This window comes from Pleurocapsa sp. CCALA 161 (genome assembly GCF_003003995.1).
GTDB lineage: Bacteria > Cyanobacteriota > Cyanobacteriia > Cyanobacteriales > Xenococcaceae > Waterburya.
This window is the reverse complement of the sequence record NZ_PVWF01000104.1, coordinates 1-16,019: the sequence shown is the minus strand read 5'-3', so window position 1 is coordinate 16,019 and position 16,019 is coordinate 1. Positions and strand designations below refer to the sequence as shown.

Annotated in this window: 13 protein-coding genes; 9 read left to right on the top strand and 4 right to left on the bottom strand. The window is 40.4% G+C overall.

Going from position 1 to position 16,019, the window contains the following annotated elements; genetic code table 11:
• The coding region (thrS, locus tag C7B62_RS19525) for a threonine--tRNA ligase (protein WP_106241008.1) at positions 1-1,753 on the bottom strand (1,753 nt) is incomplete at its 3' end.
• Between the two features lie 178 nt (positions 1,754-1,931).
• Between thrS and C7B62_RS19520 the strand changes: the two genes are divergently transcribed.
• Together C7B62_RS19520 and C7B62_RS19515 are read left to right on the top strand one after the other, a co-directional pair.
• Positions 1,932-2,255 (top strand): DUF2605 domain-containing protein, encoded by a 324-nt coding sequence (locus tag C7B62_RS19520; protein ID WP_106241005.1) that lies wholly within the window; start codon positions 1,932-1,934, stop codon positions 2,253-2,255.
• A gap of 89 nt (positions 2,256-2,344) precedes the next feature.
• Complete coding sequence (locus C7B62_RS19515; RefSeq protein ID WP_106241002.1) at positions 2,345-2,650, top strand: DUF2973 domain-containing protein; 306 nt, start codon at positions 2,345-2,347, stop codon at positions 2,648-2,650.
• Between the two features lie 143 nt (positions 2,651-2,793).
• Here C7B62_RS19515 and C7B62_RS19510 read toward each other — a convergent pair whose 3' ends face one another.
• Positions 2,794-4,530, bottom strand: a complete 1,737-nt coding sequence (locus C7B62_RS19510; RefSeq protein WP_106240999.1) for a diflavin flavoprotein — start codon at positions 4,528-4,530, stop codon at positions 2,794-2,796.
• 249 nt (positions 4,531-4,779) lie between these two features.
• Here C7B62_RS19510 and gyrB point away from each other — a divergent pair, with 249 nt between their 5' ends.
• Positions 4,780-6,714 (top strand): DNA topoisomerase (ATP-hydrolyzing) subunit B, encoded by a 1,935-nt coding sequence (gyrB, locus tag C7B62_RS19505; protein WP_106240995.1) that lies wholly within the window; start codon positions 4,780-4,782, stop codon positions 6,712-6,714.
• 1,162 nt (positions 6,715-7,876) lie between these two features.
• The gene (gene rpmB, locus C7B62_RS19495) at positions 7,877-8,113 is read left to right on the top strand and encodes a 50S ribosomal protein L28 (protein WP_106240992.1); all 237 of its coding nucleotides are present in this window, start codon (positions 7,877-7,879) and stop codon (positions 8,111-8,113) included.
• A gap of 119 nt (positions 8,114-8,232) precedes the next feature.
• Here the strand turns inward: rpmB and purN are convergent, their stop codons facing one another.
• Both purN and C7B62_RS26275 read right to left on the bottom strand, forming a co-directional pair.
• A complete protein-coding gene (gene purN / locus C7B62_RS19490; protein ID WP_106240989.1) occupies positions 8,233-8,913 on the bottom strand; it encodes a phosphoribosylglycinamide formyltransferase in 681 nt (226 codons plus the stop codon).
• Between the two features lie 156 nt (positions 8,914-9,069).
• On the bottom strand, positions 9,070-9,243 hold the full coding sequence (locus C7B62_RS26275; RefSeq protein ID WP_199194288.1) for a hypothetical protein: 174 nt from the start codon (positions 9,241-9,243) through the stop codon (positions 9,070-9,072).
• Between the two features lie 251 nt (positions 9,244-9,494).
• Here C7B62_RS26275 and C7B62_RS19485 point away from each other — a divergent pair, with 251 nt between their 5' ends.
• The 5 genes from C7B62_RS19485 to C7B62_RS19465 all read left to right on the top strand — a co-directional run.
• Positions 9,495-9,908 carry a DUF4112 domain-containing protein gene (locus C7B62_RS19485; protein WP_106240985.1) on the top strand — a complete coding sequence of 138 codons (414 nt, stop codon included), beginning with the start codon at positions 9,495-9,497 and terminating at the stop codon, positions 9,906-9,908.
• 56 nt (positions 9,909-9,964) lie between these two features.
• Positions 9,965-10,207 (top strand): hypothetical protein, encoded by a 243-nt coding sequence (locus tag C7B62_RS19480; RefSeq protein ID WP_106240982.1) that lies wholly within the window; start codon positions 9,965-9,967, stop codon positions 10,205-10,207.
• Positions 10,208-11,245: 1,038 nt separating this feature from the next.
• Positions 11,246-11,803, top strand: a complete 558-nt coding sequence (locus C7B62_RS27015) for a hypothetical protein (protein ID WP_106240979.1) — start codon at positions 11,246-11,248, stop codon at positions 11,801-11,803.
• 273 nt (positions 11,804-12,076) lie between these two features.
• Entirely contained in the window at positions 12,077-14,773 is a 2,697-nt protein-coding gene (locus tag C7B62_RS19470; protein WP_106240975.1) for a tetratricopeptide repeat protein, read from the top strand.
• A gap of 148 nt (positions 14,774-14,921) precedes the next feature.
• On the top strand, positions 14,922-16,019 hold a 1,098-nt coding region (locus C7B62_RS19465; RefSeq protein WP_106240971.1), incomplete at its 3' end, for a tetratricopeptide repeat protein.

The following is a 16,019-nucleotide window of genomic DNA, read 5'->3' as shown; positions in this document are numbered from 1 at the left end:
CGATTGCCCCTAATTCTCCTGAGGCACGAGTACGAATACTCAAGGTATTATCGGCTACTTCTTGATCGCCAACTACGGACATGACAGGAATTTTTTGTTTTTCGGCATTGCGTACCATTTTACCCAGGCGATCGCCATTAGTATCAGCTTCGGCACGAATTCCTGCTGCCCGCATTTTAGCTGCCACTGCTTCAACATATTCATAATGATCGCTTCTAACGGGCAGTAAACGCACCTGAACAGGCGCTAACCAAAGAGGGAAGTCTCCCGCATATTCTTCAATTAAGATGCCAATGAGCCTTTCTAAAGACCCAAAGGGCGCACGATGAATCATAATCGGGCGCTGACGTGAGCCATCTTCAGCGACATATTCTAGTCCAAAGCGTTCGGGTAAAATATAGTCTACCTGTACTGTTCCTAATTGCCATTCTCGACCTAAAGCATCTTCAAAAATAAAGTCTAGTTTCGGTCCATAAAAAGCAGCTTCGCCAATACCTTCAAAGTGGTTCATGTCCATTTTCTCTACTGCCCGACGGATCGCGTTTTGCGCTTTATCCCAGGCTTCATCAGAACCCAAATATTTATCTGATGAAGGATCGCGGAAGCTCAAGCGAGCTTTAAAGTTAGTTAGCTGAAGACTTTTTACTACCGTGAGAATGAGATCGACGACGTTGAGAAACTCATCATCTAGCTGCTCGGGAGTAACAAATAAATGAGAATCATCCACAGTAAAGCCTCGCACCCTAGTCAAGCCACCAAGTTCTCCAGACTGTTCGTAGCGATATACTGTGCCGAACTCAGCATAGCGAATCGGTAACTCGCGATAAGAGCGTAGTTCACTTTGATAGATCTGAATATGAAACGGACAGTTCATCGGCTTGAGAACAAAACCCTGTTCCGCTGCTGCTGCTGCCTCGCTTTCTGCCATCATCGGGAACATGTCTTCTTTATAGTTTTGCCAGTGTCCCGAAATCTTAAACAGATCGACCTTCCCCAGATGAGGAGTCACGACAGGAGAATAACCCCGCTTGATTTGTTCTTGCTTGAGATAATCTTCTAGCTGCGATCGCAAAATAGTTCCTTTAGGAGTCCACAAAGGCAACCCAGAACCCACCGCATCAGCAAAGATAAAGAGTCCTAGTTCTTTCCCTAACTTACGGTGGTCGCGCTTTAAGGCCTCTTCCTTACGGCGATGATACTCTGCTAGCTGTTCAGGAGTTTCCCAAGCAGTACCGTAGATCCGCTGGAGTTGAGCTTTCGTTTCGTCTCCCCGCCAGTATGCCCCCGCAACGCTTTCTAAAGCGATCGCTTTTGGGTCGATATCCGCTGTATTTTCTAGGTGAGGGCCTGCACACAAATCCCACCACTGTTCTCCTAAATGATAGATCGTAATTGGTTCTTGAATACTATCGAGAATCTCTAATTTATAGGGTTCATTTTGCGCTTCAATCCGTTTTCTAGCCTCCTCACGACTAACTTCCTCACGAATTACAGGCAGCTTACGGTTAATAATCTTGATCATCTCTTTACGAATTTGCTTCAAATCCTTTTCGGTAAAAGGATCGGGACTATCAAAATCGTAGTAAAAACCAGTTTCTGTCCAAGGGCCAATCGTCACCTGTGCCTTAGGGAACAACTTTTGTACCGCCATTGCCATGATGTGAGATGCGGTATGGCGAATTTTCTGTAACGATTCGGATTCACTAGTGCGAAGTAACTTGATGGATGGTTGTGCTTGTTCTGCTTCGGGCATCGGCTGTTCTTAAAGACGCAAGTAATATCGTTTCATTTTAGATCGGGATTGGTCTTCAAGCCGAAGATCTCTGCTGAATCAAAAAAATAATAGTTTATATTAAATTTTGTAAAAAACGCTAAGATAAATGTTGTAATAATAAACAAGTTTTAAAATAAAAATAAGCAATTTAATTTTAATGTCTACCGAACAACCTACCGAAAAGGAACTGCTGAAAACGGTTTTAGAACCGCTGCTAGAAGATTTTCAATATTGGTTTGGGCGATCGCGTACTTTGCTAGAGTCGTCACAGATGTCTTTCTTAACGGCTCAAGAGCAAGCTGAATTGCTTGCCAGAATTGTTCATAGTCAGCAAGAAGTGCAGACGGCAAAAATGCTGTTTCAAGCAACAGGAGGGTTAGCGGGTATAGACTCTAAAATGATGCTCCCCTGGCATCAGTTGGTTGCCGAGTGTTGGAATGTTGCTCAAAGATTCAGGGAAGATAAGCAACCGCTAAGTTAGATTCCCAAAATCTTAAACAAAAGTGAAAACGACTCAAATCATTCCTATTGCCGATTATTGTTATGAGTTTATGAGGAAAAATAGTTTATATGTTGCATTTAATTTACATTTTAGCCTTCACAGCAATTGCTCTTTTAGCAGTTAGTAATTTGATTCGCAGTTTAGTCACCCTAAGCGCAGAATCTCAGAAATTTTATCCACCCCATTACAACGGTTCTAATCAAGCCAGTAGTGCCTCAAAGCGCACAATTCATCCTGAATTGCTAGATGAGCAGGGCAAAGTAATTGAAGAACCACTATTGATGATGCGTTCTGTATCCGTAGATGATGCTCGATCGCGTTTGAATGCCCTATATGATGCATCTCCTAGTAAAACTAGTGATCCTGAAGAATAAAGAATAAGCATCGCTTGTTTTAACAAACCAAATCTAAGCGATCGCTATAATCATCTAAAGTGTGTATGGCGCTAAAATCATGGTGCAGAAAATTAATTTCTTAGCGTGAGACAACTACTGTGACTGCTCAAATCAATAATGAATCAATAATGCATTCCTGATTTACGTTGATGAATTGCCGTAACACCATCAGGCTGTAGAACATTACCCTGTTCAGCGACAGCATAGAGCAACCAATGATCGCCACATTCCATGCGATTAGCGACCTGGCACTCTACATAGGCTAAAGCATCTTTTAAGATCGGGCTACCATTGTCAGCCTCTTGGGTTGCCACATCTGCAAAACGATCTTCCCCTGGGGCAAAGGGCTTGAGAAAATGCTTCATCAAGGGAATATGCTTACCTTCAGGCAAAACATTTAAGACAAAGCTATTACCTTTAAATAAGAGAGACTCGATCGCTCTTTCTTTAGCCACCGCCACAGTTAAACCAGGAGGATTAAAGGTAGCTTGAGATACCCAGGAAGCCAACATTGCCCCTGATACTCCCTCTTTTTTGGTGGTGACAATACAGAGTGAGCCTACTAGTCTACCCACTGCTTTAGCTGTGCGATCTACATCAGAATCAATACCTTGAGCCTGTCTTACCTTTTGGCGATCGCGTTGAGCTTTTTTCAAGGCTTGGGCAAAGTCTGTACCCGCTTCTTCACAGGTTTTGAGTACCGCATCTGTGGGGGTAAACTTAACGCGAATTGGCTCAAAGCCAAACTTGTAGCCCGCATTACGGAACTTATTTTCCAATAGATCTACTGCTTCACCACTCCAGCCAAAAGAACCAAATACACCCGCTAGCTGAGTTTTAGCTGCGTTTGCCAAAACAATCCCTAAAGCCGATTGAATTTGAGTTGGGGCATGTCCTCCTAGAGTAGGAGAACCCATAATAAACCCTACCGATTGCTCAATTGCCGTTTTAATCTCCTCTGGTTTAGCCGATTCAGCATTAATCGACTCTACAGCTACCCCTGCTTTTGTAATTCCCCTGGAGATTGCTTGAGCAATAGTGGCGGTGTTGCCATAGGCAGAAGCATAAATTAACGCCACCCGTGATTCTAGAGTATTTTGCTGTTGCGCCCAGGTACGATAATCGTTGGTTAGTTCAATTAGGCTATAGCGAACCAGAGATCCGTGGGCTGTAGCGTAAATACGAGCAGGTTTATCCCCCAGTTTATCCAGGCTAATCATTATCTGCCGAGCATGAGGCGCAATCAAACAATCAAAATAGTAGCGTCGATCTTCGCTGTCTACCGTCCAACCTTCATCAAAAACGCGATCGCCACATACGTGACAGCCAAAGATTTTATCGCTATACAAAACTTCTGTTTTTGGATCGTAGGTACAGAGGTGATCGGGATAACGCGGGTTGGGAGTAGGAATAAACTCCAAAACATGACCTTGACCTAGATTGAGGGTATCTTCTCCCTTGATAATTTGAATTTTTAGTTCTGTATCAGGAAAAATTTTGCCGAGAGATATTGCCCCAGGATTAGAACAGACAATTGTGATCTCAGGTGCAATAACGAGTAAAGCCTTGAGAGTGGCAGCGCGGTTAGGATTAATATGCCCCAACACAACGTAATCAATTTTTTGTGGCTCGATCCGCGCTTGAAGTGCATCCAGAAAGATCTGGGTAAAAGATTCTCCTGGCGGATCGAATAAAGCTACTCGATCTGCTTCAATTAAATAAGAATTAGCGGTAGTTCCCTTTTGCAGGGCGTATTCAATTTCAAATTTGAGCCGATCCCAAGTACGCGATCGCAGCACGCGAGTATTAGCAGCTACTGGAAATACCTGGACATCCTGGTCTTTATTAGCAGAGGGCATGAATTTTATAGCTCTTATCTTGACTATGCTTTACTGTTAGTTTACCAAGAAGGCGTAAAGGAATGCTGAGTTTGAAGCTTGATTCAAATTAGTATGACTCTGTCTCAGAAAATAGAGGGTACAATCCTACTCTCAAAAATCAATTTAGAAAGCTTTAAGGCGGTCTATAAACCTTTTGTGTTAGAATTTTTGAGTAATTTTTCATAACGCATCAACAACTAACGCTCTAAGGCATTTTCGGAGAAATACATGACTACCACTTACGATGCAGATCAAATTCAGGTACTGGAGGGTTTAGAAGCAGTACGCAAACGTCCAGGGATGTATATTGGCTCAACAGGGCCTAAAGGACTGCATCACCTGGTATATGAGGTGGTGGACAACTCTATTGACGAGGCACTGGCAGGTTTTTGCACCCATATTGAAGTTGACATTAATCCTGATGGCTCAATTACTGTAACTGATGATGGACGGGGTATTCCTACAGGAATTCATTCTAAAACAGGCAAGTCTGCCCTGGAAACAGTAATGACAGTGTTGCACGCAGGGGGGAAATTTGGCGGAGACGGCAGTGGTTACAAGGTTTCGGGTGGATTACACGGGGTAGGGGTATCGGTCGTTAATGCCCTATCTAAATTGGTCGAGGTTACAGTCTGGCGTGAGCAAAAAGTTTATTTGCAATCTTACCAACAGGGCAAGCCTCAAGGTCAGTTAGAAGTACAGCCAAATAAAGAAGAGCCTAGGCGTACAGGAACATCGGTACATTTCGTTCCTGATGACACGATTTTTACTGAAACCACTGTCTTTGAATATGATGTCTTGTCCAAGCGGTTAAAAGAGTTAGCCTATCTCAACGCAGGGATTAAGATTACCTTCAGCGACAACCGTGGAGAAGAACAGCGTCAGGACACTTTCTGTTACGAGGGAGGGATTAAAGAGTATGTCGAATACATGAATCGCGAAAAAGATGCCCTTCATGAGAATATTATCTATATCAACAAAGAGAAAAATGGCGTAACTGTAGAAGTTGCTTTGCAGTGGTGTATTGATTCTTATAGTGATAATCTTTTGGGCTTTGCTAACAACATTCGTACCATTGATGGCGGAACTCATCTAGAAGGATTGAAGACTGTCCTGACTAGAACCATGAATTCCTTTGCCCGTAAACGCAACAAACTTAAAGAGAATGATTCTAACCTGGGGGGTGAAAACATTCGCGAGGGTTTAACGGGGGTTGTCTCGGTTAAAGTACCCGATCCTGAATTTGAAGGACAGACAAAAACAAAACTGGGTAACACGGAAGTTCGCGGGATTGTTGATTCTCTGGTAGGAGAAGTCTTGAATGAATACTTAGAATTTAATCTCAACGTAGGGGATTCAATTATTGAAAAGGCGGTGCAGTCTTTTAAAGCCGCCGAAGCAGCCCGTCATGCGCGGGAATTAGTCCGTCGTAAATCAGTATTAGAGTCTTCTCCCTTACCAGGAAAATTAGCCGACTGTAGTTCTCGTGATCCTGAAGAGTCCGAGATCTTCTTGGTCGAAGGTGATTCAGCGGGGGGAAGTGCCAAACAAGGACGCGATCGCCGATTCCAAGCAATTCTACCCCTCAGAGGTAAGATTATCAACATCGAAAAGACTGATGACAGCAAAATCTATAAGAACAACGAGATTCAGTCGATGATTACCGCCTTGGGGTTAGGTATCAAAGGGGATGAGTTCGATCCTACTCAACTACGCTATCACCGCATTGTGATCATGACGGATGCTGACGTTGATGGGGCGCACATCAGGACTTTAATTTTAACCTTCTTCTTCCGTTACCAAAGGGCTTTAGTCGATCAGGGTTATATTTATATTGCCTGTCCCCCTCTATATAAACTAGAACGGGGACGCAACCATCAATATTGCTATAGCGATCGCGAATTACAACAGCGCATTGCTGAATTTCCTGATAATGCTAACTACACGATCCAGCGCTTTAAAGGTTTAGGGGAAATGATGCCTCAACAGCTATGGGATACCACGATGAATCCTGAAACCCGCGCCATGAAGAGGGTGGAAATAGACGATGCAGCCGAAGCGGATCGCATTTTTACTGTCCTGATGGGCGATCGGGTTGCCCCTAGAAGAGAATTTATTGAGACTCACGCACCTAACCTGAATCTGGATGATCTAGATATCTAATCCAAGCGAGCACTACCTAGATAATTAATCGGGCGTTGCTGATTTAAAGTATACCATTTGCGAAGCTTATCCTTTAGGACAAGGATACAATGTGAAAATGATAGTAATACGGCTCGTAGCTCTAAGCTTTTTTAATATTCACAAAACCGTAAAAATTTTCATAATCATACATCGATTCAGCAACGCCAGCTAATTAATCGTAAGGGCGAATGGCTATTCGCCCTTAAAGGATTTTTATGTCCTTTTGAAACATGGTATAAGCCAAACCTTTGGCTACTGGTTTGATTACAAATGGGCAGCTTTTAGCGAATCTTGAAATTTAATTTGCCCAAACCTGAAACCTCTAGCTAGTTTGCTTTGTCGGATTCGCGTTGAATAATTTTAAAAAATGTAAACTTGGGTACAATACCGAACTGAACAAGATATTTATTTTTTTACACTTTGATTAATAAATCATATAAATCACTTGAGCGGTAATCTTGCTTTTTAATAGTTTGATGTGATCGACAAAAGCCTCTAGTAGAAAGCCCTGAGAGCAGATTTATCTGATTGAAGCATAGACCTAAGTATATTCTGCTTCAATTTTACTAATCTTAATCGAAGGTGTTTTCTTTCATATGAGCGATCGCGCAGAACTTCCAATAAATCAAATATTAGCTATAGCAGAGGTAGAATCAAAATTCTCCATCAACAGGGGTTAGAAGAAGTGGCTTGTGAATGTTATCGTCTAGTGCAAAATGAATTTATGCGTCTATTGGGTTATCGTCGGGGTTAAGGTAATATAAAGTACTGACAACAGATCTATTAGTATGAATTAAATTAGGTAAAAGTTTAGATACACATTATTAATACGAGAAAGTTATCAAAGATAAACACGAATCGTTGAAGTCTTGCATAATTAAAGGTCGCTGCCCTCACTGCTCATCTAAACAAATTGAGTATCGAGAATTTCTGACTAATCAAAGATTTGGATTTAAGTGTCAAAACTGTAGTTGGCAGGATGAATTTTTGGTTGAGGAGTTGATGCAGTGTTCTCATCATTGGGTTTAGCTGCTATTGTCACAACAGCTGTCTAGAGATACTCACAGAATGAATAAAATTATAATGTATGTCTAAGTTTGACTATAATGAGAGACTGTGAAACATTATTTTAAGGTAAATCATGGGGCGTAAGTGTACAATAACTGGCAAAAAAGCCAATAATGCAATGGCGGTATCTCACTCACACCGTCGGATCAAAAAATTGCAGGGTGTTAATCTACAGTGGAAAAGAGTATGGTGGGCCGAAGGTAATCGCTGGGTAAGATTACGTCTATCGACTAAAGCTATTAAAACTTTAGAAAAAAGAGGCATCGGTGCAATGGCGAAAGAAGCTGGTATTAATCTTAATCAATACTAAGTGAAAAAACTTGCTTGCAGCACAACTTTTAAAAACTGAATGCATTTAATTTTAGCAGCCTGTTCTCTAAAATCGCGATCGCGACGATGGTTGGTAGGCTGCAATTTTATTGCTGGTATTTAACCACTAACTAGTTTAAGATTAGATGCAGCCAGGGCGATCGCCTGAGGTAAGATTTGATGTTCTTGCACCTGTATCCTGGCATGAAGACTATCTAGAGTATCATCGCTTAAAACTGGCACGGCTGCCTGCATAATGATCTCGCCACTATCTACCTCCAAGGTGACTAAATGCACTGTACAGCCAGTAATCTTCACCTTTGCCTGCAATGCTTGCTCAATTGCTTTAATTCCTTTAAAACTAGGCAATAAACTAGGATGAATGTTGATCACACGGTTAGGATATCCATCCAGTAAAACCTGAGTTGTAATACGCATCCATCCCGCCATAACTATCCAATCTACACCATAATCTTTGAAGACGGCGACAATTTTCTGGTCTAAATTTTCTCGGTTATATGTGCGATGATCTAGCAATACGCTAGGAATGTTATATTCTTCGGCTCGTTCTTTTACCTGAGCGTAGGGATTATTGTAAATTAAAACTTTGATCTCTGCGTTAAGTTTACCATCTGCGATCGCTTTTGCCACCGCAGCAAAATTAGTCCCACTCCCAGAAGCCATCACCCCCAACTGAACAGGAGTGGAATTAACCTGAGATAAAGTTGAAAGATGGGGAGAGATTAACACTGCGCCAGAATGGGGGTTACTCTGGTTATTTGGTCTAGCTGATTCGCTCATTGGTTCTATCTTGACAGCCTGTATAGGCAAAAGTTGCAATTCTTGCCACTTAACACTTTTAGCATGTATTTAATCAGCAAACTCTCTAACTTCTCATCATTCAATCTTCATTTTTTACCTAAACAAGATTTTAGCCTGTAGCTAAGGCGAAGCCTTTTACTGTAAACCCAACCAAGCCAATAAACCTTTGCCAGTAGTGTATTCAATAATCAAAATTGCGGCAAAACCAATCATGGCTGCACGAGAGTTTAAACGTTCGGCATAAGAGTTAAAGCCAAACTTAGGATCTTCTAAATCTGGAGTTTGACTAGGCTTAATTTCACTTTTCATGATTACTTCCTCTAGTGTAGTTGCATTTACAAATCTTGACTATTGTATTGTAATCGATTTATCAGCCAATCAAATTTTTCTGAAAAAAGCTTATAGAACCTATTTGAGATCTTCATAAAAGAAATGCATTTTAATTATATTTCAAATATATTTAAAAAAAATCAAGAAAATATCTCTAAGGAAAGATCAAGTTAGATAGCGATCGCTATAAAATAATTCAGTGCCTTAAAGCAGTAACTTATATTATTCTGATGAATAAAATACAACAGTTAAATAAGCTCCGTCAAATTCGTAAGATTGCCAAATTATTAGATACAGCGATCGGTATTCCTGGAACTAAGTTTCGGATTGGTTTAGACCCTATTTTAGGTTTGATTCCAGGAGGAGGAGATTTAGTTGGGGCAGCAATTTCTGCTTATATGATTTATTTAGCTAGTAGCTTTGGACTAGAAAAGTCTAAAATCAGCAAAATGATTCAGAATATTGCCTTAGAAACTACAGTTGGTTTTGTCCCGATCGTGGGAGATTTGTTTGATGCTTATTTTAAAGCAAATATTCGCAATCTTGATATTCTCGAACAACACTTAGCTCAAACGGATGATCTTAAACAAATCAAAGAAGATTCCTTAACGCCAATTACCTCTGATCAATCCTTAGTCGGATGAAACCAGTGCATAAATATGACAAATTTAGGCATTGTATTTACATCATCTAGATAAAAATGCTGCAAGGAATAGAACTAATTGACTGTGCTAAAGCCAATGCTAAACAAGGAATAAAGGTCGCTGCTGCCCTATCAGGATACGAAAACAATGAAGATTTATTTATCGACAATCTGCAATCAGCTTGTCAAGAAATTGGGGTAAATGTCAGCGAACTTGAAGATCTGATCACAGATCAGCAGCTAGCTAAAGAAAATCGTCGAGTAATAGAAGTCTCACCAGATACAGTTGCCGATCTTTAATCAGCACTCAAGCTTGCGTAGTTAAATTAACTGAACTATTCTAACTATGCTTTGCTTAAGGTTATTTGATATGTGCTGTATAGCCAAGAAATTATCGGGCGTTGCTAAATTAAATGTGTACCGCAAAAATACAATATGAAACTATCAGCAATACTGTTTGTCCTAAAGAATGACGCTTCGCATATAGCCATAAGCTCTAAGCTTTTTAGGCAGAGATACCTAAGAAATAAATTGAATTTTCAGAATTTTCACATTGTACCCTTGTCCTCAAGGACTCCTAAAGGGTATATTCGCCAATGGTACACCTGCGAATATACCCTTTAGAGCGACGCAGTTGCCAAGCAAGCCTGAAGGACTCATACCAATTCTCGAAAGTAACAAGAGACTTAGTACAGTTGGTCAAAGGGGAACCCTAAAGGGTACACTCAATGCGATAAGTGCAAGCCGCTTCGCATAAGGAGAAAGGGAAAAGCATCATAGACTAAGCCTTTTACCCTTTACACCGAACTAAGCGGTGCAAGCCTTTTACCTTTAACCATCCCTTTGTATCTGTCTAGCTATTTTTGAAAAATGGTATCAGCTCGCTACTTGCGAACAGTTAACTTAAAAACTCCTGGTTTCAAACTGAATGCGGTTTAAATATCAGTGATTATCCTAATTTACAAAATTGAATTTACTTGATATGCCATATTTAAACAACCAATTATTTGAGTTTCAAAAGCTAAAAATTAGCTTAAATCTATTTTCGAAATAAACATTTAAATATCTTAAAATTAAAACCCATTTATCTAGTTGTACTTGAGCTTGCTTATCTATTATTAGTATTTTTACGTACAACAAAGCTTATCTTTCTAAATAAACAGAGGAAAATGGTAATTTATTATTACTAATTTAAAACAGATATTTTTAGGTAGTTCATCACTGGACATAAAAAAAATATGAATTATGATGGTTTGTAGCAATAGGTTTAATACCTAAGGTTTTTCGGGGGGATATTTTAGTCACAATTAAACTATAAATAGTCTAAATATATTAATTATGTCAAGTATTGTCTTGGATTTAGGGAATAATGCAACCATCATTGGTGAAAATTTAGAATACATAGGTTTGCAGTCAGAAGCAAATCTCATTGAGGTTAAGCCCAATGGAGAAGAATCTGGTTCACCTCTTACTATTGTGGGTGGTGGTAAGAATGATAATATCCTCCTGACAGCAGCAGGTAGTTCTACTGCGCTAGGGTTAGATGGGGATGATTTGCTGGTAGGTGGTGCTTTCGCCGATCTTCTTGATGGCGGTGAAGGTAACGACACCCTCAAAGGAGGTCTTGGTGCTGACGTGCTTAAAGGGGGTGCTGGTCAAGATCTGTTTGAATTTGCCAACGACGAATTTGTTGGCAAGATCGATCAAATTATCGATTTTGAAAACGAAGGTACTGATATGATCAGAATCTTGGGAGTAGGTAATGATGCTGTGAGCTACGATGCTAATACAGGAATAATATCTGTTGGGGAACAAGAAGCAATTAACATTGGCAAAGGTCTGGAAGATCTTCAGATCAGCAAACAAGAAGGCACTGATAATTGGGAAATTTCGTAATAAAAATCAATCTGAGGCTAGAGTATATTTAGTCGCTAAAATAGAAGTAAAGACAAGTAGACCCATGACGAAAAGTTGTGGGTCTAATAGTATGTAATGAATATTCAACTTAAAATTATTGGTCATAGATTGCTCAGTCATTGTCGACATTTCGGTTGACAAATTACTTCAGAGCGATCGCTATAGCTTTATTTTTGAATTAATCGAGTTATCCTATCACTCTATCTTTATCTATATCTGTAATTTGAGTCAGGGTCATTCCCATTAGCGTCAATGATAAGAGGCGAATCCTCATTCAAAAAGATTAAATCTCACTTAGGGCGAGGAGAATGGGAACAGGTTATTGATATCTGTAAACAGGCGATCGCCACTGACCCCAATGGGGTTGATTTCTATCCCTATCTTGCTAGAGCTTACGCTCAACAGGGTCAAATTGCCTTAGCTATTAGTGCTTACCGCAAAACTCTCGGTACTAAAATTAATCAGGCAGAAATTTATGCAGAATTAGGCTTGCTCCACAGTAAGCAGCAAGATTCTCGACAGGCAGTATGGCACTACAAACAGGCTTTGAAATTAAACCCTGATTGGGCAGAATTACAGTACAATTTGGCGGTAGTGCTGCATCAAATGGGCAATTGGCAAGAAGCGATCGCTGCCTATAATCAAACAACTAAAATCAAGCCCGACTATGAAGCTGCATATTTCAATTTGGGCGTACTTTACGATCAAAAAGGAGAACTGGAAAAGGCGATCGCTGCCTATCAGCAGGCAATTATCATCCAGCCTGATTTAATTCGCGCCTACAGTAATTTGGGGAGTGCCTACGCTCGTCAACAAGAGTATCCTAAAGCGATTTCCACCCTGAGAAAAGGCATTGCTTTTGATCCAACTTGGGCTACTTTACACAATAACTTAGGTCAAGTGTATTGGTTTAATTCTCAACCAGAACTTGCACTGACTAGTTTTGAAACAGCAATTATTTTAGACCCAACCATGGTTTTGGCATATCAAAATCTTGGTCGTCTTTGGCAGCAACAGGGTAACTATGTTCAAGCAACCCAATGTTTTCACCATGTGCTTAAGCTCGATCCCAAGAATGTTTTGGCTCACAGTAATTATGCTGAAGTGCAGCACAAAATGGGCGATCTAGCATCGACTTTAAAATCCTGGCAAAAAATAATTGAGCTAGAACCAGAGTTTATTGATGCTTATTGTCAGGGAAAACTAGTCAGCAGTCCCGAAGACCGCTTAGAAATAGCCAAATTAGCCTGCGCTCGCTTGCTTCAGGCGTTAAAGCTAGGACAACAAGAGGAAGCTTGTCATCATCTCTGGCGAACTTATGATTATATGGGAGATGTTTTATTTGAGTTTGGCGGGATTAAGCAGGCGGAAAATTATTATCAACGTGCCTTACAGCTTCAACCGCAAGATCCAGAGCTATATCTTAAATTAGGAAACTGTCTGGCTCGCCAGCAGAGATTGGATGCTGCCGTGACTATTTACCATCAAGGTTTGGCGGTTCAACCGAATCAACCTCAAATTTGTTTTCAACTTGGTAAGCTGTTGGAAAAAACTCAGCAGGCAGAACAAGCGATTGATTACTATGAAAAGGTTTTAAACGATCACAACCAAGATGACTGGAAACAGTTACCCAAATTATTCCCCACAGAAGACAATCTAGCATCATTACCGACTCAAATTTATCACCACACTCAAGACTGGGTGAGGGACAGTGATGTACAAAATTTTCACTATGTGCAGGTGTTGTGGTCACAATCAGCAGACAGCCTTAAAAAAACCAAAATAGTCAGACAGCCTGAATCTATTCAAATCACTCCTGGTCATACATCCTACCCAGATTGTGGGGGAGTCAACTGCAACAATTGCATGACCAAGCTGATCGCTCAGTTTAAACCACTTCAGATCGGTCAAAATGCCTATAAATGTTCTCTCAAGCAAGCTCCTACAATTGAGACGGAATTACCTTTTGTGGTAACGATTCCCCATGGTAGAGCTTGGGTAGCACCACAGAAAAACTCTTGGATAATTTGCTCCGCCATAGCAGTTATGACACCAGATAACTATCTGTTAGGAGATTTATCGAGAGACTATCCCTGGTTTTTGCCTGGATGCCCTTATCAAGAAAGAGTCGAGCATAAAATTTTTGAGCAGGACAACATTGCGCCAATCGAAACAATTACAGGCAAAGTAGCTTTATTATCTGGTTTGGCAGGTCATGTTTACTACCATTGGATGTTTGATATTTTGCCGAGATTAGAACTATTAAGGCGCAGTGAGATCAAATTCAAAGAGATCGATTGGTTTGTGGTCAATAGTTTGAGCAAATCTTATCAGCAAGAAACTTTAAAACTGCTGGGGATTGCCCAAGATAAAATTATTGAAAGCGATCGCCACAGTCATATTCAAGCTAGCGAGCTAATTGTACCTTCTTTCCCTGGTTATTTGGACTGGATTCCCGAAGGAACAATTAGATTTCTCAGACAAACCTTCTTGCCTCAAATTGATCACAGTCAGAATGATCGTTCTAAAATCTATGTTAGTCGAGCTAAGGCTAAAAATAGGCAGTTGGTTAACGAGGTAGAGATTAGCCAGTTACTGGGTAAATCAGGTTTTGTGACGGTGTTTCTGGAGGAAATGTCTTTTTTAGAGCAGGTAGAGATATTTGCTAATGCCAAGATGATTGTCTCTCCCCATGGTTCGGGTCTAACTAACCTAGTTTTTTGTTCTCCTAATACTCAAGTGGTTGAGCTTTTTTCTCCTAACTACATCAGAACAGATTACTGGATGATTAGCCAACAGCTAGACTTACAGCACTATTACATAGTGGGAAAAAACTTTAGCTGTTCATCTCTACGTAATTTAATGTACCAAAATGCGCTAACTGAAGATATCTTTGTTAGTATTGATGCGCTTAAATTGGTTTTACAGCATTGTCAGCAACAAGATTAAAATTAGTTTTCAGTTTTGTGTGTAATTCATTTTGATGAACCGAGATTGTCAATTTGGCGGAGGGCAATCAATTTAAGCAATGTCTTTTTAAAATGAGAGAGTAACGCCAGAAACCGTAAACCATCATTAATCTTCATCAATTAAATTCGTGAATTCTACCTATTTAGCTCAGGCTATTACTCAGTGCGAACAGGCAATTACAACTAGCGCCGATAATCCTGAACAGTGGCAGGCTGCTTTTAATAATTTAGGTAATCTACTTCAAGGAAGAGCTGAATTTGACCGAGCTATTGTCTGGCATTCTCTAGCTTTAGATCACACTCTTAATTTGGCAGAAGCATATTCTCAACTAGGAGAACTACATTTATTGGAAAACGATTTAACCGCTGCCCTAGGTTCATTTGAACATGCCCTAAAATACTTTCCCAATTGCGCGCGGATCTACTCTGCTTTGGCTCAGATCAATGGTCAACTCCAGCGTAGAGATGCAGAAATGGAATGTTGGTATCAAGCAATTCAGATTAACCCCAACTTAGTTAACCAACAAGGATATTATAAATTAGCCAAAGCCTTAGAAAAAAAAGGCAAAATTACCGAGGCGATCGCCTGTTATGAACAGGCAACTGCTGGCACTCAAGGTATAATAGCTGCATTTTTCGATCTAGGAGAAATTTACCAACGACAGGGCAAATTAGAGCTAGCACAGGCTGTTTATCGGCGACTGTTAGAGGTTGAACCAACCGCAGCTAAGGCACATTATAAATTAGGCACGATTTATCTTCAGCAAGGTGCATTTGTAGAAGCGATCGCCTGTTTTCGTCTAACGATTAAATACGATCCTGATTTTCCCTGGGCATATCGAGACTTGGTTAAAATCTTTTTGCTGACTGAAAAGTGGGATGAAGCAATTTCTACCTGCTACGCCATTATTAATCTGGTGGAGGAATATCCCTGGGTATACAGTCAATTAGGTAATGCCCTGCGGGGAAAAGGCAAATTAGCTGAAGCTGTTACCAACTTTCAAAAAGCCTGTGAACATCGCGGTTGGGATCAATGTGTCTCCCATAACTATTTTTTCTCGGTAGATATTTTTAGTTATCGTATTCCTGTATGGTCTGAACTGCTTAAATTTTTTTCAGAACAACCGATCAATGTTCTAGAAGTAGGCTGTTATCAAGGAATGTCTAGCTGTTGGCTGGTAGATCAGCTATTAACTCATCAAGCAAGTCATCTTACCTGTATTGAT